This is a genomic window from Porphyromonas endodontalis ATCC 35406 (assembly GCF_000174815.1).
Taxonomy (GTDB): domain Bacteria; phylum Bacteroidota; class Bacteroidia; order Bacteroidales; family Porphyromonadaceae; genus Porphyromonas; species Porphyromonas endodontalis.
On sequence record NZ_ACNN01000035.1, the window covers coordinates 37731 to 60818 of the forward strand.

Here is a 23088-nt window from a genome sequence, read left to right on the forward strand (position 1 = left end):
ACAGGTAAAACAATAACATCAAAACAATAGCAACAATGAAGAAACTTATTTTATCAGTGATGCTCCTTGCATCAGCAATGGGGACAGCCTTTGCTCAGGAAACAGACAGCAATGTAGCACTCAATCCCTATAGTCCGCTTACTTCGGGCGAACTCTTTCAAGGGATGAGCCGTGCAATCCCTAACGGGCATGTTGTCCTGCCATACGGCTTGGACGTTACCTTCGACAAAACCGTGCATCTCATCTTCCCTGCTCCCATTCGCTATGTGGACTTGGGTTCACAGAACATCATTGCCGGGAAAGCGGAGGATGCGGAGAACGTGCTGCGTGTGAAGGCTGCCGTCAAGGACTTTGAGACGGAAACCAATATGAGCGTTATTTGCGAGGACGGCTCGTTTTACGCTTTTAATGTAAAATATGCCGATGAGCCGGAGAAACTCAGCGTGGAGATGAAGGACTTCCTTTCTCCTGTGGACGGACGATTGCCGAGCAACCGTGCCGACATCTATTTCAAGGAACTCGGCAACGAGTCGCCCGTATTGGTCAAGCTGATGATGCAGACCATCTATCAGAACAACAGGCGCACCGTCAAGCATATCGGGGCGCAGCAGTTCGGCATGAAGTTCCTCCTTCGTGGCTTGTATGCCCATAACGGCTTGCTGTATTTCCACACCCGTATGGAAAACGGCACGAATATGCCGTATTCGGTGGATTTTATCACTTTCAAGGTGGTGGATAAGAAGATGGCAAAGCGCACCGCCATTCAGGAGCAGGTGCTTCAGCCCTTGCGTGCCTGGCATCAGGTGATGCAGGTAAAGGGTAAGGATAGCGAACATTCTGTGTTTGTATTGGAGCAGTTTGCGCTTTCAGAAGATAAGCAACTGGAGGTAACGCTTTACGAGCGTAACGGAGGTAGAACGCTGACTTTTTATGTCGGGCAGGAAGACCTGTTGCTCGCCAAGAAGATAGATAACCTCAAACTCAAATGGTAGACTTTATGAAGAACAAACTCATTTTATCGACTTGCGTTGTGGTGGCTATGGCTTTTAGTTTGCCGTCGCACGCACAGCGTCTGATACCCAAACAGAGGGGAATGGAAGTCGTGGGCAGCGTTCCCCTTATCAAAGGCGAAAAACTCTTTGCCAAGGATAACTTCGGTGTGGGCGTATCGCTCATCCGTTATTTGAAGCGTGAGAAGTATGTCTTTGTCTTGGCAGAGTATGAACAGCAGAATATGCCTTATAGGGATTATGGCGTGAAACTCAAAGATGCGCTCCTGCACTTGGGCTATATGCACCCGATTCTCTCCGACAATGGAAAGAACGTGTTTCTCTATGGCGGCATATCTGCTTTGGGTGGCTACGAAGAAATCAACGAGGACAAGAAGCTGCTGCCCGATAGGGCAACGCTGCTCGACCGTTCACGCTTCGTCTATGGCGGTGCCGTGCATGGCTCGGTGGAGGTGTTCCTCACGGACAGACTTCTGTTTCTTGTCAAGGCACAGGGGCGGTTGCTCTTCGGCTCAGACGTACATCGTTTCCGTCCTGTACTATCGGCAGGACTTAGGTTTAATCTTTAAGCAAGAAGAAAAATGAAAAAGAAGATTTTAAGTTCAATATGGGTAATGGGCGTGCTTGCCCTTGCTGTGTTTTGTCTATCTGCTTGTACTCGGGAGCTGGATGTTCAGCAGTCCTATCCGTTCACGCTCGAAGTGATGCCCGTGCAGAAGGACATTGTCAAAGGACAGACGGCAGAGATACGTTGCACGCTCAAACGTGGGGGAGATTTTGCCGACACGCACTACACCATCCGATATTTTCAGCCCGACGGCAAAGGAACACTGAAGATGGACGATGGCACGGTGTTCAAGCCCAACGACCGCTATCCGCTCACCAAGGACGTGTTCCGCTTGTACTATACTTCGTTATCATCCGACCACCAGACGATTGACGTATATGTGGAGGATAGTTTTGGTAAGGTCCAGCAGCTGACCTTTAGTTTCAACAACGGGCGGGAAGAAGGCAAGGACAAGCATGCATTTTCTCGCCACTAAGAACATAACTGATGCGAACGATAAATTCTTTCATTTTACTTTGTGTATTCTGCCTGTTCTGTCAGCCGACCCTTGCCCGGCGCAGGGTGCGGTTGACAGACTTGCCGCCTTTTGAGCGTGCGGTGGTTGTCGTAAAATATTTTGAGGGACTGCACGGAAAGGGCTGTTATCCGTACGTCGGATATGGGCATCAGTTGCAGCCGGGCGAGCATTTCTCTTCCAATATGACGGAACGGCAGGCGGACTCGCTGCTCCGAGCCGACCTTTGGAAATGCTTTGAATACTTCAAAGGTTATGGCAAGGATGCCCTGCTGCTGACCTTGCTTGCCTACAACGTGGGCGTTGGGCGATTACTCGGTTATGGCAAGCACCCCAAAAGCCGACTGCTGCAAAAGATAGAGGCAGGGGACAGAAACATCTATCGGGAGTATGTCTCGTTCTGCCGGCACAAGGGCAAGGTCTTGAGAGGATTAGTCAAACGGAGACATGTGGAGTATGCCTTGTTCTTTCTTCCTTAGCAAATATGAAATGTAATTTCTTTGCGACTTTCTTTTGCTTCTTTGCTTTGGTCGCCTGCTTGTTCAAAGACAAAGACGAGTTGTTGAGCAAAGCGAAAAAAAGAAGCCACGCAAATTTTCGGTTTGCGTGGCTCTTGATTTTATTAAAGATGCTATTTCTACACTTTCGTTATTCTGTCTATTCGTTTGTTGGGGTGTATATCGAAAGCCCAGTTTATCTCATCATCGGGTAAGGTACTGTGAATGCTTCCACCCATTACCAACCCACAATTTTGCAGGACTTTCTGCCGTGCTTCCTCATTGCTCTCAGCAACCACATCGAATACGCCGTCAAAAACATATTGCGTATATACCAAAAATCTTTGTTTCTTCTTCATAATTTCCAATCTTAAAATTCGACCTTTAATAATCTGTACTGCTTTGGCTCTCCATTGGATAATTTGCGGTGTGTGAGCCAAAAGTGATGTGCGCCATAGCCGTATGCAAAGAATTTGTCAAGTTCCGTTTCTTCAGCTATTTTGCTGATTGCCGTCCTTAACTCTTCCTCGTTGTCGGATAGGGTTATTGCGTTGATAACCCTGATGAGTATGTGCGGTATCTCGTCTGCACAGTTATAGATAATGTTTTCAATCTCTGTTTTCATATTTCTAATTATTTAACGGTTCATACTATGCCGTTGCCTTCATTCGCTGACTGATGAGTCTTCGGTTGGCATTGACAAGGTTCACTATCTGCTCGTGATACTCCGTATTCTTGTTGCACACGCCACGACTTTGCACCACTTCCAATGTTTTCAGTGAGACTTCAATCGTCTCTATCCGTCTACCCTCAATCGTAGCCGATAGGATTAGTGAGTCCTCTTTAAGATAATATTCGTTGGAAAATAGACAATGGTGCATTGATACGGCTTCTTTCAAATGCTCCTGCACACTTTCCAATACATGGACTTGGATTGTTCCGTCTGTGAAACGGATGCCGAAGAACTTGGATTTAAGTTCCTTGAAACGCTTTTCATTTTCCATTGCCTTTTGCTGTTTCTTGGCAAGTTCCTCCTTTTCTCTTTGCGTGAGCAGTTCTCTATGTCTGCGGTCGTGTTCGGCATGGAGGTCGGCAGGACAAAGATGTTTCGGGCTGTGTATGTCCTTTCCCAGTCTGCGGAGCATATCCACATAGTCGCACCAAAGGGAAATATCCGTTATATCGTAGCCGTTGCGGACTGCAATCTTATAGGATTGCCAATAATCGTCAAACGCTCTTCTTTTGCCAAGAAAATAGCGCAGGTGGTCTGTACGTCCCGACTTCATCAATGTTTCGGCACGGCTGTCGGAAAGCAATGCAGGAATGAGTGTTGTCGGAGCAATGTCGTGAAAATCATCCTTAAAACCATTCCTGCGGAGTGTGTCCGTAACCTTGAACTTGGGATATATCTGCGAATAGGCTGCATATCGGTAGGCTTCGTTGTCGTTGCGGATTGCCATAGGTGCGCAATAGGAGAATGTATCAACGTATCTCCCCAATACTCTCTGAACGGCAACAATTGTCTTTCGTCCTTGTGCGTTCCACCAATACTGACCGATTTCAAGCGCATAGTGCTCTGCCTTGCAGCCTTTCTCCATTTCAGCTACGAGGAGGAACATACGCAACACTTGGTATTCTCCACAAGCGGTAAGTGTGGTGAAATACCGCTTTTGTTGCAATTTCCTTTGGAATGTCTCCTTGACCTGCAACTTTGCCCTGCAGTGAGGGCAAGTGCAAGTATCGGCAGGCTTTTCCATTATCCAACTATGCCCGCAATCCATACAAGTGGTGCGACCCTTGGGCAAGCGGTAGGCGAAGTGGTCTATGCACTCACGGAATGCCCATTTGCTTTGTGTTGTGGTTATCGGGCGAAGATGCTTGCTTTGTTCCAAAACTGCCTCTTCAAATTTGTTTCTTGGTTTCATAAGCTTAAAAATCGAATAGTGATGGTTGTACTTGGGTTGCTATGTTCTCGGTCTTTTTCACTCGTGTGTTACGACTCTGTATTTTGGCAAGTTCCTCACGCTGATATTGCTTAATGGCTTCCTGCCTTGCTTCGGCTTTTTCTTCTTCCGTTAGTTCCACAACGTGATTAACGGCTACTTGGCAGGAAACAGCCTTACCCACCTCTATATCGTCTTCATCATAGTAGTGAACAGCCATAGAGAAGATTTCATCATCATCAAAGCCGTTGCAACCGCTTTTCTGCACTTCATTAAGAATGTAGGTGATGCACTCCTCGATATTCTTGTTCGGTTTCATCAAGTTAGGGGCAAACAAAGGGTCTGTCATAGCACGCTGATTGAGATACTCGGCTATTGTCCGTGTGAAATGTTCTGTTCCTTTCATTGTCGTATATGTTTTGATGTTGTTAATACTTGGGAATTTCTACTATTTGATTGATGCGTCCATACAGGTAGGCTCTTAGGCTTGTTCTGTCGGGTGCGTAATACTCTGTCCATTGTCCGTACTGATTGACAAGGTATTTCTTCAGTACATCGAAGAAGTCAAACCTCCAGCCTTGCAGGGGCACGGCTGTGCGGAAGTAGGTGTTTGAGTTTACGGCTTCACATAGCCAATTTTTCTCTTCACGACTCATCTGTTCGCCACAATTGAGTTTCAGACGAAGAAGATAAACCTTGCTATTACAAAGGCTCTCCAAAGGGGGAACATCCCATTGTACAAACTTAATTGCCAACACTTGCTCACTCTTTTCAGCCGTAGGGTTAATGCGGTAATGAGAGGAGGAGCTATATCCTTTGCTGTTCATCGAAGATGTTGTATTTACTTTTTGCTTATCCATAGCGACATTTTTTTTATGCGTCCAAAGATCGGAGTATGCTGATTCCTTTTTGTAGCAAAATAGAGGTAGCGGGGTGGGCTTGCACAAGGTTTTGGCGGAAAATACAACCCGTAGGTGTGGAGATTTTCCAGACAAACCAAGCGGCACAGACCTTTTGAAAGCCACAAGCCCCGTACTACCTTTGCGGATAAAAAGGGAACAGCATCCGTCTTCTTCATTTCGCATATTGTGGAGCATTGGAAAGGAAGCGAAAGTGCAACGCCCATAGTGGGAAATAGAAAAGGTGGCTATCTCGAAATGTGAGATAACCACCTGATGAACGATAAATGAAAGGTATTACAAAGCCGTGCTTCTCAAAGCACGCAAAGCAGGATGGCACAGAGTATCGCCAGCCAGAAGAGAATGCTCAGCAGCGTAAAGGTAATTTGGAGAATGACTCTGACAATAAAGCGTAGTATCAGAAAACCTGCAATGACTGACAAGGCGGTAACGACCTGTGGCGTTACTATCTTCGAGATAAGCCAAACGACACCGATAACGATGGAAAGCAGGATAGCGAGTTCGATGAAGCGTGTCCAAGAGAAGCGGCGGACTTGCTTGGGAGAAATCGACTGCTGCTTGATTTTATCGGTTTTGTTCGATACGTCTGCCTTGATGAAGGCAGGTGTGTGAATGTCTTGATTCATGATGATTGTATTCATAATCGGAGCTTTTAATAGTTCAAGAGCAATAACAAGATGCGCAGACTACACAAAGACAAGTGTTTGCAAAACTCTTGTCGTGTGGAGTGGAGCGTTTATCTTGGCTCTTGACACTACAAAAGCTCCCGATGGTGCTGCATCAAGTCATGTTCTCACCGCCTATCGTTGGCAGACCATTGACCTCAATGAGCAGAACGATTGTTCCTGTCAGTTCGGTGTAGAGTTTCTCATATTCCGGACTTGCGCCGAAGTCGTCCGTCAGCTCATACTTGTCGAAAACGCTTTGCACAGACTTGTTCTTCAGAAGTATCGGGGAGAGCTTTTCGGGGAGTGGAGAGGGCAGTTCTTTCTCAAACTCATTCTCCAAGACAGACACAAGCGTATCGTACTTTGAGAAATGCAGTCCTCTATACAACACTTCGCTTGCCATACTCTCAGCTTCGGGATGCGAGAAGCCTTGTGCCACTGCATCGCAGTAGGTGGTAAGAGCTTCGTCGGTTCTTGCCGTTATGAATGGTTTGTCACTCAGCATTTCGGGGAAATGCTCACTGAGGTAGTTCTCTAACTTCAGACGGAAGTAGGATAGTTCTTTCTTAGTTGTCATAATCTTCTTGGTTTAGGGTTATACATTATTATATTATCGGATGCCCATCGCCTTATTGAACTTGCCGAGCTTATCGGCGAGTTGCTCCATATCATGCTCTATCTTCTTGTTGGTTATGCGGGCATATATTTGTGTGGTCTTGATGTTAGTATGCCCCAACATCTTCGATACACTTTCCATCGGAACGCCCTTACTCAAAGACATGGTGGCAAATGTATGCCGGGCAAGGTGGAAGGTCAGGTTCTTCTTGACACCGCAAAGGTCGGCTATTTCTTTCAAATATGCGTTGGTTTTCTGATTGGTCAGTATGGGGAATAATTTGCCGTCCCGATAGGTCTTTCCACTATACTTTGCAATGATGCGCTTCGGAATATCGAGAAGTAGGACATTTGCTTCCACGCTTGTTTTCTGCCTTTTGGTCATAATCCACTGCTTGTCATCAAGTGTAACGATGTTGTCCGGTGTGAGATTGGATACGTCGATATATGCCAACCCTGTGAAGCAGGAGAAGATGAAAACATCCCTTACCAGTTCCAAACGCTGGATGCCGAAATCTTTGTTGGCTATCTTCATGATTTCCTCGTCCGTGAGGAAACCACGGTTTACCGGCTCCAAGTGGAAGCGGTGATTAAGGAAGGGATCGTGATGCAAGACACCCATTTTCTGCCCTAAGATGACAATGGTCTTAAAAGTCTTCATCGTTTTAGTTGCCGTATTGGCATTCTGTCCAACAGCTGTGCGAAGATAAATATCAAATTCTCGGATAACCGTATAAGTCAGCTCTGACAGCTTGATGTCTGCTCTTCTGTAGTCGTTTTGCAGGAACTCCAAGAAGTGCCGCCTGCAAACATTGTATTTTTGCAGTGTGGCAGCACTTACAGAAATGCCGACTTGTTGGGCAATATCCGCATTGTGCTTATCGAAAAGTTGCGACAGGGTGTCTATATCCTCTTTTTTACCTAAGAACTCTGCCTTGATGCGTTCCAAGCACAAATCGGAGCTATCTTCCAACTTACGATAGATGTTTTGCAAGCCATTACGAATGTTGTCCAACTCGAGATTGGTACTCAGAACGTCGGTTGTACGACCTTTGAGTTTCTCATTCTCTTTGTCCCAGAGGGATTGCACTACGGCAATTCCCGTGGAACCAAGTGAAAGACGTTCGTTGTTGAGATAGATTCTCAACATCACCGGTGTCTTTCCCTCCTTGTTTACATAGTTGCTTCTAAGATAGAAGACTGTTCTGAAAATTGACTTCATACTTTGCTTGTTTTTAATTGTAGCCAATAACAGAGAAATTGTAGCCGGACAGATGGCTGATTGTAGCCAAAAGTCCATTGTTTCAATCTCTGTAGACCGGCCACAAAGTTCTACATAATTGTTTGAATAACAGCAAAATACAAGTACTCTAAACGAACTCTCTACGAACTCTTGGCTACAATTTTTGGGAGGCTCAAAAAAATGTAGCCAGATTGTAGCCACAGAAGAGTATTTTGGGCGTTCATACGACCTTTTTACGTACTCTGAAAGCTTGAATGGGCATAAAATAAAAGTGTCGTAACTCCTTGAAATTACGACACTTACAGATTTTTGAAGTTTTTGTCTACTCATTTTACAGAGTACTTCAAGCGGAGAGAGAGGGATTCGAACCCCCGGAGCCTCTCAGCTCAACGGTTTTCAAGACCGCCGCAATCGACCACTCTGCCATCTCTCCATTCAAGTAAAGGAAATCCCTTATCCTCGAATCGTCTGCAAAGGTAATACATTCTTGTAAAATGGCAATGCTTTCTGCCAGGAAAATACACCTTCAGACTCTCGAATTGCTAGGAATATAGGGGTGAGTAGGGTATTAGCTTCAACTAAAGTCCTGAACTAGAATGTAAAAGAGAGAATGTATCCAATGCCATCACTCCTCCTCCTTTCTTAAAGTGTTGCTTGTGTGGAATCCGAAAACTCCTTTTGTGTGTCACGTGGAGGGTTACAAACTTTGGTATGCTGACAACATAGGATTTGCATCTCTTTTCCTGTGGAGCCTCTTCCCCTTACTTGTACTTCTCTTGGAATTGTGTGATAACCCTCTTCATCTCATCATCAAGATAGCTCCAGGCCTTCTCTTTTATGGGCTGAGGAATGCCGTAATAGGCTTCTGCAATGCTCCCTGTAATGGCGGCAATTGTGTCGCTATCTCCTCCGATTGAGACGGCGAGTCGGATAGCGCTTTCAAAGTCCATGCTTTCGAGAAAGCAAACGATGGCTTGAGGCACCGTTACTTGGCACGTCTCGTCGAATGTACTGGTTTGTCTGATTTCATCGCATGTTAGGTTGAGGTCGTAGTGGTACTGCTCTTGCACCATCTCTCTGAGTTGTGCTTTGTCTTTTTGGTTTCGCGCAAGGTAGATGCAGTCCGCCACACATTGAGCCCCCTTGATACCCTCGGGGTGATTGTGTGTGCACTCAGCAGATATTTTTGCCTTTGTCAGGGCATCTTCTCTAGCTGGGAGCCATCCGCAAGGTGATACACGCATGGCAGAACCATTACCAAAGCTACCATAGGGTTGGGGGCCGTTTGAATATACCCAACGGGCAAAGGAGCCTCCGTAACCACCCTTTGGATATGGGTAACGCCTGCACCATTCGTGTAAAACCTTCCCTATTTCCTCATCCCTGATAATAGCATCCGCAACGGCAATCGTGCAAATGGAGTCGTCTGTGAACGCACATTCCGGAGTAAACAACTCGAAGTCTGTCTTATAGATATTGTCGAATTCGAAGCGAGAACCAACAATATCACCGATGATCGCACCTAACATTGTTTTCTTTTTATAATTAGATTATGGATTCTGTTCCCTGGTGTAGCCCTTTGACCTTGGAGCAATGCCACCGGAGGGGGGCTATATATACGAAAAACCCCTTCACGATATAAAGGAGTTTTCAATTTACAAACCAATGTCTTTTCCCTAGGATTCCCTAAGGAATCAGTGTTTAAAGTGGAGCTGGAGGGGATTGAACCCTCGTCCAAACGTGGAATGAATACGCTTTCTACATGTTTATCTCTGATTGGAATTGTCGGGGATCGTTGCACGGACAGAGCAACCAACAACCATCCCTTAGCCTATGAAATATTGGAATGCTACCCCATAGACCTAGCAGCCCCAAGCTCCGATATTTGTGCATCACCTAACTCGAGTAACTTCGGAGCAAGAGTTTCGGGTGACGTCTCGTCCGAGCCTATCGGCTCAAGGATGAAGCTAACTTACTATTCTTCGGTTAGGCAGCGAGAGCGTAATTATTTTCGCCAACTAAAAATTTTGAAGTCTGATATTAAAGTGAGGGAACAACAACTCACTACATGCTTACTTACCCCTTCGTCACGCTGTCAAAGCCAGTCAGCCCCGTGCGTCTTGTTTCTAGAGTAGAGCTATGGAGCCCTAATGCCCTGAGACTTATGGTAAAGTATCTTCTCTCTAAGAAGCCGCTGCCTCTAAAAGAGAACGAGCAAGAGATCTTGCTCGTAAAGGGAAGATTTTATCCTCCTCTCTTGTGGTCCCACTTGGGCTTGAACCAAGGACTCCCTGATTATGAGTCAGGTGCTCTAACCAACTGAGCTATAGGACCATTTGCCAAATATCCTAAGACGGATGTGGGTGCCCCTTGCACCTTGAGCCCTGCAAAGGTACAATAAAATGTTGTATACACAATGCTTTTTGCCTATTCCTTCCTCGTAGAAAATGGGATGCTCAGAATGGTTCGATTGATTTTATAGGGGGATATTCTTCTTCTTCTCTCTGGTTTTTAGGGTTTGGCTGAGGCGAGAGAGCCCTCTTTCGCTGATGGGTGTTTCCGATCTCCTGGGAGAACAGTCCCCGTGATAGATGCTTCATGCGAGGGGAGTTTGCCGTACTCGGATGAGTGGCGGAGTGTCTCCTCTCAAGAAATGCAGCCAAAAAGCAACTCCCTTTCTACCCTAAAACAAAAAGAATTTCAGGCAAAAATGGGGTACACTTTTGCCCTAGAAATTTTCTTTTTTCAGCCTGTGTCGGAAGGGAAATTAGCGATCAGTCTTTGGGGAGGCAATTATTGTACTGCAACCACCAAGCAAAGGAGAGTCCATTGATGGTAGTGGGGTGCCATGGTACTTTGTGCTGCACCTCTTTGAGAAGATCCCCCGCCATCAGCTGTCGGAATCCCATGAGGTCTCCCTTGGGGAAGAGGGGGCGGCGCCTACGAGAGTGTTGATAAACGAAGAAGGGACGGAGCAGTTGTTTTACTCTGAATGCCGGTTTTTGCCATTGTTGGTATGCCGAGAAATCATTGGCAAACGAGATGCCTGCCTCGCGGAATAGCTCCGTAGATACCTCTTCGTAGAGTCGTTTGCCGATGCGGTAGGGTGCGGGTAGACTGTGCATGAATTGGCACAGATCTTTGTCGAGGAAGGGCATCCAAACAGATAGCCCAAAGTAACGCCAGCTGCGAGATGAATTGATATAGTACTTGGGCATCAGCTCTCGGTTGCGGAAGGTCTCAAAGAGTTCGATCGCGGTTTTGTCTTGGGGGTAACTTGCGAGGAGCGTTTGATGTAGGTTGGCTAATTGGGCGACTTCGTTGCGCTCAAGTCGGCGATTCCCATTCTCGTGAAAGCACATTAGATAGGCATTAGTCTCTAGGCGTGTAGCTCCTTCTACGAACCGTAAATGCAGATTATCCCCTCCTATAATATCTCCATTATGCCCGGGTAGAACTACGGCTCCCGGGTAGCGTTGCGCCATTTGTTGCGCTGTTGTGTACTCTGCAAAGAAGTAGCCCGAGCCAAGTCCGCTGATCTGTTTTAGATACTTGATGGCCTCGGCATCTTGGGTATAGCCTCGCTTGTCGTAGCCTGTGGGTAGGGTAGAAATGAAATGGTGTGGAAAGCCCAGTTTTTGAGCAATCGTGCGGGCTCGCTGTACTTCGTGTATCCCTTCGCTAGCTCCATAGGTGCAAGTGGATACGGAGGTAATGTCCCGTTCTTTGAGGGCAAGGGCAATGAGCCGTGAGTCGCGACCGGCCGTTAAGGGGAGCACTACGGGATGACTCTCTAGCCGCTGAGCCATGCGATCCATTGCACACGAGAGTCGCTCACGGAAGAGTTGCTTGGCTTCTTCGTACCCAATTCCCTCAAGTCGGGGACCTTCGTAGAGCGAAGTGTCGTAGCGTAGGGTTGTCACCTCTCGGGTCGAGGGGGAGAAGTGTATGCCGCATCCCACGGGGATTCTTTTAATATCGGGGTGCAGTGTGCTGTCTTCGGGCGTGAACCCCCATTGCGAGAAGAAGAGAAGGGTAGTGGGCGGCGTCTCTATTCGGGTCTCGTTGGCGTGGATTAGGTCGAACCCATTATTGCTAAAGCGAATTGCGGAGCCCTCAATCCGATAGTAAAGGGAGAGGGTAGAGCGGTGATCTACAAAAGCAAAAATATCGTGCGACGGGGTGGGTTGGCTATTGGATATATAGTACCACGAGCCGTTGAGCTCAGCGGCTCTTTGGAGGTAGTCTTGTTCACTCCGTGCCGTAGAGAAGTGCTGTAGGATGCCGTCGGAGGAGAGGAATGCGCTGTCCGTCGTGCGGAAAGCCTCCCCCCGAGCTACGCTAGTTGCCTGCTGTGGTGTTGCCAAGGGTTTGTTCATAATGCCAAACAAATCGGAGTAAGAAAAGCAGATAGCCCACTTGCTCTAGAGCTATAAAGAGGTAGAAGAAGGGGACAAAGCGATCGAAGTCGAAGAGCGTAAATCCGAGAGCAATTACTGCTACGTCGAGTATGAGCATAATCACTTGCGCCCACATATTCTGCCGTTGGTGTGTAAAAATATCGGGTAGTGTGTTGAGTATTGAGTTGAGGAAGTTGGGGATGCACATGGGGAGCATCCATACTACAATATGGGCTGAGGGGAGCCACTTGTCTCCTACAACCAGGCTGACCAGGTAGGGTGCCACTTGGGCTAGGAGTAGCACTGTAGGGATGCTTATGATTAGGGTATTGCGTAGCAGCTTATATGCTAGCTGCCTGATGGGTAGGCGTTGGGATACGCATTCGCTAAGGCGTTGGAAGTAGACATTCGATAGGTTCTCTGCCACGAGTTGTAGGGGGCGTCTTGCCAGCATGATGGCCATAGTAAGATACCCCACTTCTGCCAATCCGTAGCGGAGAGGGAGCATCAGTACGAGGAGGCTCCCGAGTAGATTATCGATGAGTGCTTGCACAATACCATAGCGTGGGAATCCTCTATATTTCTTGGCAACCGACCCGAGGGAGGTGGTTTTAGGAGCTTTAGATCCTTTTTTTAGCGACTTGAAGAAAAGAGGGAAGGTGGCGACGAGGGAGAGCATTTGAGCCGTGATAAGAGAGCCAATCGTGGCTGCTACGAATCCGAATACTGCCTTTAGGAGATTGTTCCCCACACCCTTAATGAACTGCATTTTGGCGAGTATCTTGTACCTCTTGTGCCGTAGCTCCCACAGAGCAGATGCGTTGTACCAAGTGGAGAGTAATACGAAGAAAGGAAGGGCGTAGATACTGCTCCCGAGAGGAGTAAGAGAGGGGTTGGTATAGCCAATTACAAGGGCTATGGGGAGGAGTATTAGGGTGAAAATAAGAGAAATGCGCAGGGCAAGGTGGTAGAGCGTGTGAGCCTCGTCTTCGGCACTGGCTACTACGATGCCCTGTTCGTAGCGGGCTCCGGATGCAATGGCGAGAAGGCCTCCCCAAGATAGGAAACTCCCCAAAACGCCCATTGTCTCTTGATCGTACTGGCGACCAATTACGGCGAGCAACAAGAGGGCAACCACCTGACCTGCGGCCCCCGAGCCTACCAAGCGGATGCTCTCGCGTAGTATGGAGTTGTTTGAATGTGTTGCTGCCATATCGCTTTCAAAGGTACTCAATTGGCATCAAAGCTCCCCTCTAAGCATTTCTTTTCTCTGCCAAGAGAAGTATTTGCCCTTAGGCGATAGCATTACAGCGAAAAGCCGTACTTTTGCAGAGCAAAGCACCTCTTCTTGGTAGGTTTTCCCCCTCTAGGTTTGTGGTGCTCTAGTGTGTGAATCATAGTTTGCCGCCTATCCAGCGTGGTGGCATTTATACGTAATAGATATATGAATATCTCCTATAAGTGGCTTTGCGATTACCTCCCTCAGGTGGCTACTATGTCGCCCGAGGAAGTAGCCGATACTCTCACTTCCATTGGCTTAGAGACTGGGAGTGTAGAAAAAGTAGATAGCATTAAGGGTGGCTTAGAGGGGCTTGTCGTAGGGCGTGTAGAGACCTGCGAAATGCATCCCAACTCCGATCATTTGCATTGTACGACCGTGGATGTAGGAGGCGAAGAACCTCTTAAGATTGTCTGTGGGGCTCCCAATGTAGCTTCGGGGCAGCATGTAATCGTAGCAACCATAGGTACCACTCTCTATAGTGGAGAGGAGAGTTTCGTTATCAAGAAGTCGAAACTGCGCGGCGAAGAGAGCTTTGGGATGATTTGTTCCGAAGTGGAAATCGGGGTTGGTGTGGACTCTAGCGGTATTATGGTATTGCCCGAAACGGCCGTTGTCGGTACTCCGGCAGCTAAGTATTTTGGCCTAGAGAGTGATTATTGCCTTGAGGTGGATATTACGCCCAACCGGATAGATGCCACTTCGCACTTTGGGGTGGCGAGAGATCTTGCTGCCTACCTTACACGGCATGGTAGCCCCCAAGAAGCCAAACTCCCTCAGACAGAACGCGTGCTTAGCGACCTGAAAGATGGTAAGCCCATCATGGTTTCTGTGGATGTAGCTCCCGAGGAGTGCCCTCGCTACCAAGGTGTAACGATGGAGGGCTTGACCAATGGCGAGAGTCCTAAGTGGTTGCGCGAGCGTCTTGCTGCTATCGGTGTTCGCCCGATTAGTCTCTTGGTGGATATTTCCAATTTTGTCCTTCACGAAGTAGGGCAACCGCTCCATTTCTTTGATGCAGATAAGGTTGCAGGAGGGGAGATTCGTATAGAAAAACTCCCCGAGGGTACTCAATTTACCACCCTCGATGGTATAGAGCGCAAACTGAATGGCCGTGAGATCATGATTTGTGATGCCCGGCACAACCCCCTCTGCATGGCAGGGATTTTTGGCGGTGCCGAGAGCGGTGTATCTGATACTACCACGCGCGTTTTTATAGAGAGTGCCAACTTCAATAGTACCAGTGTGCGTAAGGCGGCACGTGCACACGCCCTCAATACGGATAGTTCGTTCCGCTTCGAGCGTGGGTTAGACCCTGCAGCTACTTCGTATGCTTTGCGCCGAGCTGTGGCTCTTCTGCAAGAGTTAGCCGGAGGGAAAGTGGTTGGCGAGGTTATCGATTGCCGACAAATGCCGGTAGAGCATCCTGTATGTACGCTACGCAGATCACGCCTTACCCAAACTATCGGAGCCGAGATCCCCGACGAAGAGGTACTACGCATCTTGCAATCTCTAGATATAACGGTACAAGAGGTATGGCCCGATGGATGGCTCCTCAATCTGCCGGTTTACCGCATCGATGTGCGTCGAGAGGTGGATGTGATAGAGGAGGTGCTCCGTATCTATGGCTACAACGAAGTGCCATTGAAAGGTTACATTCGAGCTAATCTCTCCACCCGAAGCAAGGTGGACAAAGACTACCATACCGAGCTCCTCTTGAGTGAGCAGCTTGTAGGGGTGGGGTACCAAGAGATCCTCTCCAACTCCCTTACGGCAGAGAAGTATTACGCAGGGTTGGAGACCTATCCTGCCGAGCAGCTTGTGCATCTTCTTAATCCTCTTAGTCAAGAACTAGGCGTATTGCGTGAGACACTCCTCTTTGGCGGTTTGGAAGCTATTGCTCGCAACTTTAATAATAAGCAGCAGAGTTGCGCCTTCTTTGAGTGGGGCAACTGCTATCGTCATAAGGCTATGCCGCAAGAGTCTCTCGGGGATGAGGCCTCTCGTGATGTACTCCGAGACTATTCCGAGCGTGCCATGTTTGGCCTTTGGCTATCGGGTACATATGGTGGTACCAATTGGCTTGCACCCAAAGAGCAACCTATCGATGTGTACCGCCTCAAAGCCGATGTGGAAAACATCCTTTGTCGCCTTAATATCCCCCTCTCCTCCCTACACCTAGAGATGGGAAGCAACGATATCTTCTCCGATTTCTTGGCATACCAAATCCCGGGAAAGAAGAAGCATACGATTGTGTGGATGGGAGAGATTAAGCCTGAATTACTCCGCCGTTTCGACATCTCGATGCCGGTCTACTATGCAGAGTTCGACCGAGAGTTTTTGATGGAAGCAGGGAGAGAAAAAGCTCTCCTAGCGCAAGAGATTGTCAAGTACCCCATTGTAAAGAGAGACTTTGCACTCCTATTGGGGCAAGAAGTTACCTTTGCACAGGTAGAGGCTGTGGCTCGTAAGGCAGAGCAGAAGCTACTGAAGAAGGTAGAGCTTTTCGATGTGTATACGGGCAAGAATCTCCCCGAAGGAAAGAAAAGCTATGCCGTGAGTTTTTATTTGCAGGATGCCACGGCTACACTCACCGATAAGCAAATCGAAAAAACGATGCAGCGCGTCCGCACCCTTCTTGAGAAAGAGTTGGGAGCCGAGCTGCGCTGAGCACGAAGAGGATAGAGACAGAGAAAGAAATAATAATAGCACGAATCATACTATATGGGAAGAGCGTTTGAATATCGTAAAGCACGCAAAATGAAGCGTTGGGGCAATATGGCTCGCGTTTTTACCAAGTTGGGAAAAGAGATCACCATGGCTGTGAAGAGTGGCGGTCCCGACCCTGATACCAATCCGCGCCTACGCGTTTTGATGCAGACGGCGAAGAAGGAAAATATGCCCAAAGATAATGTCGAACGTGCCATCAAAAAGGCGACCGACAAAGACTTTACGGACTATAAAGAAGTAAACTACGAAGGCTATGGACCCAGCGGTATTGCCATCTTTGTAGAGACGGCTACAGATAATACTACTCGTACGGTTGCCAACATTCGTAGCTACTTCAATAAGCATGGTGGTAGCTTGGGTACAACGGGGAGCCTAGAGTTTCTCTTCGATCATAAGTGCGTCTTCCACCTTGTGGCAAAAGAGGGTGTAGACCTAGAAGAACTTGCCCTTGAGCTTATCGACTTTGGCGTAGAGGACGAAATAGAGGAGGAAGATGGCGAACTCATTGTTTATGGTGAGTTTGCACAAAATGCGGCACTACAGAGTTATCTAGAAGGAGCCGGGTTTGAAATCTCTTCTGTAGACTTCGTTCGTATCCCCAACGATTACCGAGATGTAACTGCGGAAGAAGCAGAGAAGGTAAACAAACTCATCGAGAAGATCGAAGAAGACGAAGACGTGCAAAATGTCTTCACCAACATGCGTGAGCCTGAATAATCCGTCTAATAAATAAGAGTAGAGGAGCAATTAAAGTCCCGAGCAATAGCTTTGCAGAGGCTTTGATTTCTCCTCTTTTTGTACCATCTCTCCAAGTATATGAAACTATTCAAGAGCCTTTTTGGCAAACCCTCTTCGGGGGCAACTCCCAAAGAAGAATCGCCCGCAACCTCGGTAGAGAATACCTCTCTACAAGCAGAGCGAGACGCAGATGTACTCAAATTTGATGCCCTTCGTGCCAGTAAAATAGGGGAATATCCATTTGCTATTAAGGCATTTGGTAAGGCTTTAGAGCTGCGCCCCGAGTTCGAAACTCGCTACTATCTTGCCGAGACTTTGATGAGGATAGGGGCTACACGGCAGGCTCTGAAGCATCTTGATTTACTCGTAGAAGAGGAGCCCAACCACCTTACGACTCGTATTTATAGAGCGAAAGCCGAGTACGAAGAGGGGCAATACGACAAGGCTATAGAAGACCTCAAAACGGCTCTTGCTCTCACTGAGGAGGAGAAAGACCTTGCCCTCTTGCATCGTCTTTTGGCCGCCAATTATCTAGCTCAGAAGGAGTGGCAAAATGCGGTGGACGAAGCGACAAAAGCCATCGATTTACACGACGAAGAACCCACCTCTTCGCTCTATAAAACCAAGGCTTTAGTGGCTCTTGAGCAATGGGATGAGGCGACAGAATTTCTTCGTGAAGCCTTCCGTGCTTTCCCCGAAGAGGAGCGTTTCCACCTCTATGAAGCTGATATTGCCCTCGCCAAAGGGGACTACCCGGCGGCGCAAACGGCCTACCGTACAGCTCTTGATAAGGATCCTTTCAATGAAGATGCATGTTGCGGTCTGGGGCATATTGAGGAGCTGTCGGGCAATCTCTCCCAAGCGATCCAACTGCTACAAGGCTATGTAGAGGATGGTATTGTGGGAAAGAATATCCTAACTTATCTGATACAACTTCTCAATAAGTCCGGCCGTGGAGGCGAGACCACGCCCTATAAGGCTCAATTGCAGGAGATGGACGAGAGTGAAGCTCAGAGCAAAGCGGACTTCGAGTACATCCACGATACAAGCGTCTATGGGGATATTTTTGGGCACCTTTAGGGGGGATGGCAAAAAAGTTTTACGTGGTGTGGGTCGGGAGGATCCCTGGCGTTTACGCCTCTTGGGGAGAGTGTAAAGAGCAAGTTGAGGGCTTCACCGGAGCAAAGTACAAGTCTTTCTCCACGGAGTTGGAGGCTCAGCGCGCCTATTCCGGCTCCCCGTTACCTTCTTCCTTGGGTGTGGCAGCAAAGGGCGGTAGGTCAGGGGCTGATTATCCCATATTCCCGAGCATTGCTGTGGATGGAGCCTCATCCGGAAATCCGGGAATGTGTGAGTACAGAGGGGTAAATGCGGATTCGCATGAAGTAATCTTTGCTTCTCAACAATTTTTCGGAACGAATAATATTGCCGAGTTTTTGGCTATCGTACACGCCATGGCACTTTGCCTCCAGCAAGGCGTACGTACACCTATTTATAGTGATAGCCGTACGGCTATGGCTTGGGTGCGGACTGGGAAATGCAAGACCACTCTCAAACCGAGCGAGAAGAGTGCCTTTGCCCTCGATCTGATACGCCGAGCAGAAGCCTGGCTCGCCCAAAATCCCCCCGAAGTACGTGTGCCATTGCTCAAGTGGAAGACGGAGGTTTGGGGAGAGATCCCGGCAGATTATGGGCGCAAATAGAGGGCTTATTCCATCTTACTAGAGAGGTAATGGCTGAGGTAATGCCCCCGAAAGAGGATAGAAAGAATCCCCCCTGTGGACAACTTTTTTACTTTAATTACGGTAATGAAGTTGCCCTAGCGCATCAGAGGAGTGTGAGCTATACGCCCCCTCGCATCGTTCGGCAGATGAGGCGCGACCTTGCCTATCTGCCTGCATGGATTGCTCCTAAACCCGAGCAGGATTGGGTTTGGTTGCCTTGTAATGCCCCTCGATTTTCAAAAGAAATGCCCTTCCCCCTTGCTCACGTTTTTGGGGCAGAAGAGGTGGAGTTGGGGAGAACGATTCATCACCCTTTGCACCTCTCCCTTTGGGGCCCGGAGCCTACCCTTCGTCCTCTCTTTTCGCATTTTCGCTCGGGTTTTCCTCTGTTGGATATCCCCGACTCGTACTCTCGTCCTTACCCTTCTGAGCTATACGATCGGAGTTTGTCAGTGGAGCTATTACAAGAGTTGCCTGTCCCCCCTAAAATTATACCCCGATTTTGTTATACCGACGAGGAGCTGGAAGAGGCTTGTCTTGCATTGGCTCCTGGGGCTATTTTGGCAAAGCTCCCTTTTTCTTCTTCGGGGCGAGGGGTGCTACCTTACGTCTTGCCCCTGTCCCAAGAGAGCCGTCGTTCCCTCATGGCTCAGAGACAAAAAAATGGAGTAATCAGTTTAGAGCCGCTCCTTGATAAACTGGAAGATTGGGCTGCCGAGTACCAAATAGACGAAGAGGGGCAAGTGGATTTTATTGGCTTGTCACACTTTGTTACGGAAAAATGTCGATACCTATATAATGAAGTGTGTCATCCTCGGATCCTTTGGCAGAAGTTGGTTTCTGTAGTGGGAGAAAGGCTACTCGAAGAGGTAATAGCGATACATCGAGATTTTTTGCAGAGGAGAGTTGCCCCCCATTATCGAGGAGCTGTGGGGGTGGATATGCTCACCTATCGAGGGGTGCGTGGCGAGGTCTTGTTGCATCCTGCCGTCGAGGTCAATGTGCGCTCCACTATGGGATTATTGGCACACCGGCTCTATGAGCGTTTGGGAATGCCTGAGGCTCGTTATCGTTTTCAAATAGCTTCGTTTGCTAAAAAAGGGGATGCTCTCGTATGGTCTCGAGCCTCGGAATTTGCGAATCCCCCTCGCTTTGATGCTGACGCAAAGCTGCTTAGAGGGATCCTTCCGCTCCACTCGATAGATGCTGATACCCAATTTGTTGCTACTTTTAGCCTGCTTCACTCCTAGTAATTAGGCTGATTTTAGAAGAAGTTTAGGCCTATATTTGAAATTAAATCACCTGCTTCTCCTATAAATTTTACCCTAAAAACCGAGTTTGGAATACCTAGGTTCGCATTTGTTTCTTACCTTTGCGCTTTGAATAGGTAGCAATTAACGAAGAATAAAAGATATAGTACATATATGGCTACATTACAGAAGATTCGTAACCGAGCCGGCCTCCTGATTATCGTTATCGGGGTTGCCCTCCTCGCGTTTATTGTCGGAGACGGATTGCGTTCAGGCGGAACCCTCTTCCAGATGAGTAACAACTATGCCCTCAAGATTGACGGTGAGAAAATCAAGGCAGAAGACTATCACCAACGGTTGCAACAGCTGCAAGAGGCTGCCGAAGCTAATGGCAATCATCTTACAGATGAGCAGCGCATGCAACTCAATAATCAGCTTGCCGAAGAGTACATCCAAAGCATTGCTCTAGAGAAAGAGGCTGATGCCCTAGGTCTAAAGGTTACTCCTGAAGAATTGATCGCCCTTGTATTGGGTGATGGCGTTTCCCCCGCATACCAAGCGCAGCAGTTTATCTCGCAGTTGGGTATTAACCCTAGCGATCGCAATGCTGTGCAGACATTCCTTGAACAAATCTCTGACAATCAAATTGCCCAACTCCCTGCGGAGCAACAAGGGCAGATGCGAATGATCAAGAATAGTTGGGATGCTCTCCTTCGCTCGGTGCGCAATGAACGTTTGGGCTCTAAGTTCAATGCGATCATGACTCGTAGCTATGCCATCAATAAGGTGGATGCACAATTCCTTTCGGATGTGCCTTCTCGCGATGTCGCTGTGGTGCGTACTCCTAGTACTATCCTTGCCGACACTACAGTGCGTGCTACCGACGACGAGGTGCGTGAGTACTACAACAAGCGCCCTCGCATGTTTATCCAGAAGTATCCTTTTACACGTGTGGAGTATATCAACGTAGCTATTCGCCCCAGTGCCAAAGACTACTCAGATGCTTTGGCTTTGATGAATAAGACTCGTACAAGTCTGCTTGGCGCAAGCGATGCTAGCACGATCACTCGTAATCACTCTGAGGCTTTTGCTCCTGAGTATTACATGTCCGGACAAGAACTTCGTGATATCCAATTGCCCTCTTCTCTCGTAGAGTTTATTGAGTCTTCTGAGGTGGGAGCCGTTAATACTCCTTCTATAGAAAATGATAGCTATTCCCTCGTAAAGGTGATGGCAAAGAAGTCTGCACCATCGGGCGTTCAAGCTCGTATCATTGTACTCGACTCTCTGAATGCTACTAAGGCAGACAGCATTGTTGGTGCTATCAATGGTGGAGCTGCTTTTGCTGATATGGCTATGCGTTACTCCGCAGACCCTCAAACCAAGGCTCAAGGTGGTTATATCATCTTCCAAGATCGCATGGGGATGCCGGATACGACGCTCACAGAAGCTATGGCTACTATGCAAAAACTTGACACCCTTTACAAGGTGCCTGTAGGGCGTGCTTTCACCTCTACGCTAGGGGCAACTAAGGTGATTATGCAGGTGGCTAAGGCAATGCCCGAAGCAACTAAGTACAAGATTGCTTATATCAACTTGCCTGTAACCTTCAGCGAAGGCACCTTTAGCGAAAAGTATTCTACTATCAACAATATCTTGGCTAGCGGCAAATCTTTTGACGAAATGGCTAAGGAAGCTGAGGCAAAGGGTCTCGAAGTTGTGCGTGATGCTCGTGTAGAACCCACCTCGATTAACCTTGCCAATATTCCTTCGTCTCGCGAAGCTGTAAGCTGGCTCTTGAAGGCAAAGCCCGGCGAGGTAAATGAGAAAGTATTCCGTTGTGGAGATGCTAACCTCGTTGTTGCTACGGTAAAAGAGCAGGTGCCTGCAGGTACACAACCTTTTGAGGATGTGAAGGAAGACATTCGCGACTACCTAACAATGGAGAAGCGTGGTGATAAGCTCGCAACAGACTTGGAAGGAAAGAAATTTGCCGATCTAGATGGCTATGCCGTGGCTATGCAGGCTAGTGTAGATACCATCCCTAGTGTAAGTTTGGTAGCTCGTGGTTCTGTGACTCCTATGTTGAGTGCCCACGCTATGACTACGGCTATAAATACGATTTCTAAGCCATTCCGCTCAGGTACCGAGGTGATGGTAGTAAAGCCTCTCCGTGAGATTAAGACACCCGTAGGACAGTCTCAGGAGGCACAACTCCGTCAGCAACGCCGAGCTTTGGGTCAAGGTCTTGGTTATAGAGCTTTCCAACAGCTCATGCGTGATATGGATATTGTGGACAATCGCGCTAAGTTCTTCTAAGCTCAGAATAAGAAAAAATCTCTCTAGAGGGGATATCCCCCAGAGGTACTAACAATCCGCTTCCGCAATGCCTTCTGACTAAGGGAAGGAGTGTGGGGGCGGATTCTTTTATCTAGACCATCATGACGAGAATAGGTATTCTCTCCGATACTCACGGTTATTGGGACGAGCGTTATGCGCATTATCTAGGAACATGCGAGGCTATTTTCCATTGTGGAGATATAGGTTCTCTTTTGCTTGCTGAGCGTTTGCAGGATATTGCCCCTCTCTATGCCGTCTATGGAAATATCGATGATAGCGACACTCGGCGCCAGTATCCCGAAACGCTTTCTGTAACGATAGAAAAAGCGCGTATTGCTCTCATTCACATCGGAGGCTATCCGGGGCGATATACAGCAGCAGCCAAAGAATTGATCTCTCGTACCCAGCCTCATCTGTTTCTTAGCGGTCATAGTCATATTCTCAAGGTGATGCCCGATCGAAAAAATAACCTCTTGCATATCAATCCTGGGGCAGCAGGGATACAGGGGTGGCAGCCTGTACGTACTTTGGTTCGCTTAGTGGTGGATGGGGAGCAGCTGCGCGATCTTGAGGTAATTGAGCTTTCCGGTTATCGTTAATTCTCGCTTTAAGCAAGCCCTCTTTCTCCTGCCTGTTTCTTGCTAAGAGC

Annotated in this window: 22 protein-coding genes, 2 tRNA genes and 1 other RNA gene; 11 read left to right on the top strand and 14 right to left on the bottom strand. The window is 47.9% G+C overall.

All coding sequences use genetic code 11. The annotated features are described in order from the left end of the window. Nucleotides 1-35: 35 nt before the first annotated feature. The 4 genes from traN to POREN0001_RS08095 are packed head-to-tail and all read left to right on the top strand — an operon-like array spanning nucleotide 36 to nucleotide 2571. Nucleotides 36-992, top strand: a complete 957-nt coding sequence (traN, locus tag POREN0001_RS08080) for a conjugative transposon protein TraN (RefSeq protein WP_004335176.1) — start codon at nucleotides 36-38, stop codon at nucleotides 990-992. Beyond that, the gene (locus POREN0001_RS08085) at nucleotides 986-1579 is read left to right on the top strand and encodes a conjugal transfer protein TraO (protein ID WP_004335076.1); all 594 of its coding nucleotides are present in this window, start codon (nucleotides 986-988) and stop codon (nucleotides 1577-1579) included. The genes traN and POREN0001_RS08085 overlap by 7 nt, the downstream gene beginning before the upstream one ends. Nucleotides 1580-1591: 12 nt before the next feature. Next, nucleotides 1592-2053, top strand: coding sequence for a DUF3872 domain-containing protein (locus POREN0001_RS08090; RefSeq protein ID WP_040581533.1), 462 nt, complete (start codon nucleotides 1592-1594; stop codon nucleotides 2051-2053). Nucleotides 2054-2064: 11 nt separating this feature from the next. Then, on the top strand, nucleotides 2065-2571 hold the full coding sequence (locus tag POREN0001_RS08095; protein WP_040581536.1) for a glycoside hydrolase family protein: 507 nt from the start codon (nucleotides 2065-2067) through the stop codon (nucleotides 2569-2571). A gap of 158 nt (nucleotides 2572-2729) precedes the next feature. On the opposite strand, the gene POREN0001_RS08100 is transcribed toward POREN0001_RS08095, so the two are convergent. The 14 genes from POREN0001_RS08100 to POREN0001_RS08160 form a co-directional block, all read right to left on the bottom strand. Then, nucleotides 2730-2948, bottom strand: a complete 219-nt coding sequence (locus POREN0001_RS08100) for a hypothetical protein (protein WP_004335169.1) — start codon at nucleotides 2946-2948, stop codon at nucleotides 2730-2732. An 11-nt stretch (nucleotides 2949-2959) separates the two neighbouring features. After that, nucleotides 2960-3214, bottom strand: a complete 255-nt coding sequence (locus POREN0001_RS08105) for a hypothetical protein (RefSeq protein WP_004335200.1) — start codon at nucleotides 3212-3214, stop codon at nucleotides 2960-2962. 25 nt (nucleotides 3215-3239) lie between these two features. After that, nucleotides 3240-4514 (bottom strand): PcfJ domain-containing protein, encoded by a 1275-nt coding sequence (locus POREN0001_RS08110; protein ID WP_040581539.1) that lies wholly within the window; start codon nucleotides 4512-4514, stop codon nucleotides 3240-3242. 4 nt (nucleotides 4515-4518) lie between these two features. Beyond that, complete coding sequence (locus POREN0001_RS08115) at nucleotides 4519-4938, bottom strand: PcfK-like family protein (RefSeq protein ID WP_040581543.1); 420 nt, start codon at nucleotides 4936-4938, stop codon at nucleotides 4519-4521. A gap of 22 nt (nucleotides 4939-4960) precedes the next feature. Continuing rightward, entirely contained in the window at nucleotides 4961-5392 is a 432-nt protein-coding gene (locus POREN0001_RS08120) for a hypothetical protein (RefSeq protein ID WP_040581586.1), read from the bottom strand. Between the two features lie 353 nt (nucleotides 5393-5745). Next, nucleotides 5746-6093: a hypothetical protein gene (locus POREN0001_RS08125; protein ID WP_040581546.1), complete on the bottom strand. Its 348-nt coding sequence runs from the start codon at nucleotides 6091-6093 to the stop codon at nucleotides 5746-5748. 139 nt (nucleotides 6094-6232) lie between these two features. Next, entirely contained in the window at nucleotides 6233-6697 is a 465-nt protein-coding gene (locus POREN0001_RS08130) for a DUF1896 domain-containing protein (RefSeq protein ID WP_004335091.1), read from the bottom strand. A 33-nt stretch (nucleotides 6698-6730) separates the two neighbouring features. Next, nucleotides 6731-7957, bottom strand: coding sequence for a site-specific integrase (locus tag POREN0001_RS08135; protein WP_040581549.1), 1227 nt, complete (start codon nucleotides 7955-7957; stop codon nucleotides 6731-6733). A gap of 369 nt (nucleotides 7958-8326) precedes the next feature. Beyond that, nucleotides 8327-8411 (bottom strand) — tRNA-Ser (locus POREN0001_RS08140). 328 nt (nucleotides 8412-8739) lie between these two features. Beyond that, nucleotides 8740-9507, bottom strand: a complete 768-nt coding sequence (locus tag POREN0001_RS08145; protein WP_004335163.1) for an ADP-ribosylglycohydrolase family protein — start codon at nucleotides 9505-9507, stop codon at nucleotides 8740-8742. A gap of 175 nt (nucleotides 9508-9682) precedes the next feature. After that, nucleotides 9683-10091, bottom strand: a transfer-messenger RNA (tmRNA) gene (gene ssrA, locus POREN0001_RS09305). Nucleotides 10092-10238: 147 nt separating this feature from the next. Beyond that, nucleotides 10239-10312 (bottom strand) — tRNA-Ile (locus POREN0001_RS08150). Nucleotides 10313-10752: 440 nt separating this feature from the next. Beyond that, a complete protein-coding gene (locus tag POREN0001_RS08155) occupies nucleotides 10753-12357 on the bottom strand; it encodes an asparagine synthase-related protein (protein ID WP_115321399.1) in 1605 nt (534 codons plus the stop codon). After that, nucleotides 12320-13591, bottom strand: a complete 1272-nt coding sequence (locus tag POREN0001_RS08160; RefSeq protein WP_147286683.1) for a lipopolysaccharide biosynthesis protein — start codon at nucleotides 13589-13591, stop codon at nucleotides 12320-12322. Before POREN0001_RS08160 ends, POREN0001_RS08155 begins: the two co-directional genes overlap by 38 nt. Before the next feature lie 231 nt (nucleotides 13592-13822). Between POREN0001_RS08160 and pheT the strand changes: the two genes are divergently transcribed. The 7 genes from pheT (at nucleotide 13823) to POREN0001_RS08195 (ending at nucleotide 23038) form a co-directional block, all read left to right on the top strand. Then, nucleotides 13823-16327, top strand: coding sequence for a phenylalanine--tRNA ligase subunit beta (pheT, locus tag POREN0001_RS08165; protein ID WP_004335074.1), 2505 nt, complete (start codon nucleotides 13823-13825; stop codon nucleotides 16325-16327). A gap of 54 nt (nucleotides 16328-16381) precedes the next feature. Beyond that, nucleotides 16382-17104: a YebC/PmpR family DNA-binding transcriptional regulator gene (locus POREN0001_RS08170; RefSeq protein ID WP_004335147.1), complete on the top strand. Its 723-nt coding sequence runs from the start codon at nucleotides 16382-16384 to the stop codon at nucleotides 17102-17104. Nucleotides 17105-17203: 99 nt separating this feature from the next. Continuing rightward, entirely contained in the window at nucleotides 17204-18205 is a 1002-nt protein-coding gene (locus POREN0001_RS09155) for a tetratricopeptide repeat protein (RefSeq protein ID WP_004335067.1), read from the top strand. Nucleotides 18206-18210: 5 nt separating this feature from the next. Next, complete coding sequence (locus tag POREN0001_RS08180) at nucleotides 18211-18828, top strand: ribonuclease H1 domain-containing protein (protein WP_004335139.1); 618 nt, start codon at nucleotides 18211-18213, stop codon at nucleotides 18826-18828. A 29-nt stretch (nucleotides 18829-18857) separates the two neighbouring features. Next, nucleotides 18858-20099: a hypothetical protein gene (locus POREN0001_RS08185; protein WP_004335149.1), complete on the top strand. Its 1242-nt coding sequence runs from the start codon at nucleotides 18858-18860 to the stop codon at nucleotides 20097-20099. A 174-nt stretch (nucleotides 20100-20273) separates the two neighbouring features. Continuing rightward, entirely contained in the window at nucleotides 20274-22418 is a 2145-nt protein-coding gene (locus POREN0001_RS08190; protein ID WP_004335131.1) for a peptidylprolyl isomerase, read from the top strand. 122 nt (nucleotides 22419-22540) lie between these two features. After that, on the top strand, nucleotides 22541-23038 hold the full coding sequence (locus POREN0001_RS08195) for a metallophosphoesterase family protein (protein ID WP_004335082.1): 498 nt from the start codon (nucleotides 22541-22543) through the stop codon (nucleotides 23036-23038). Nucleotides 23039-23088: the final 50 nt, after the last annotated feature.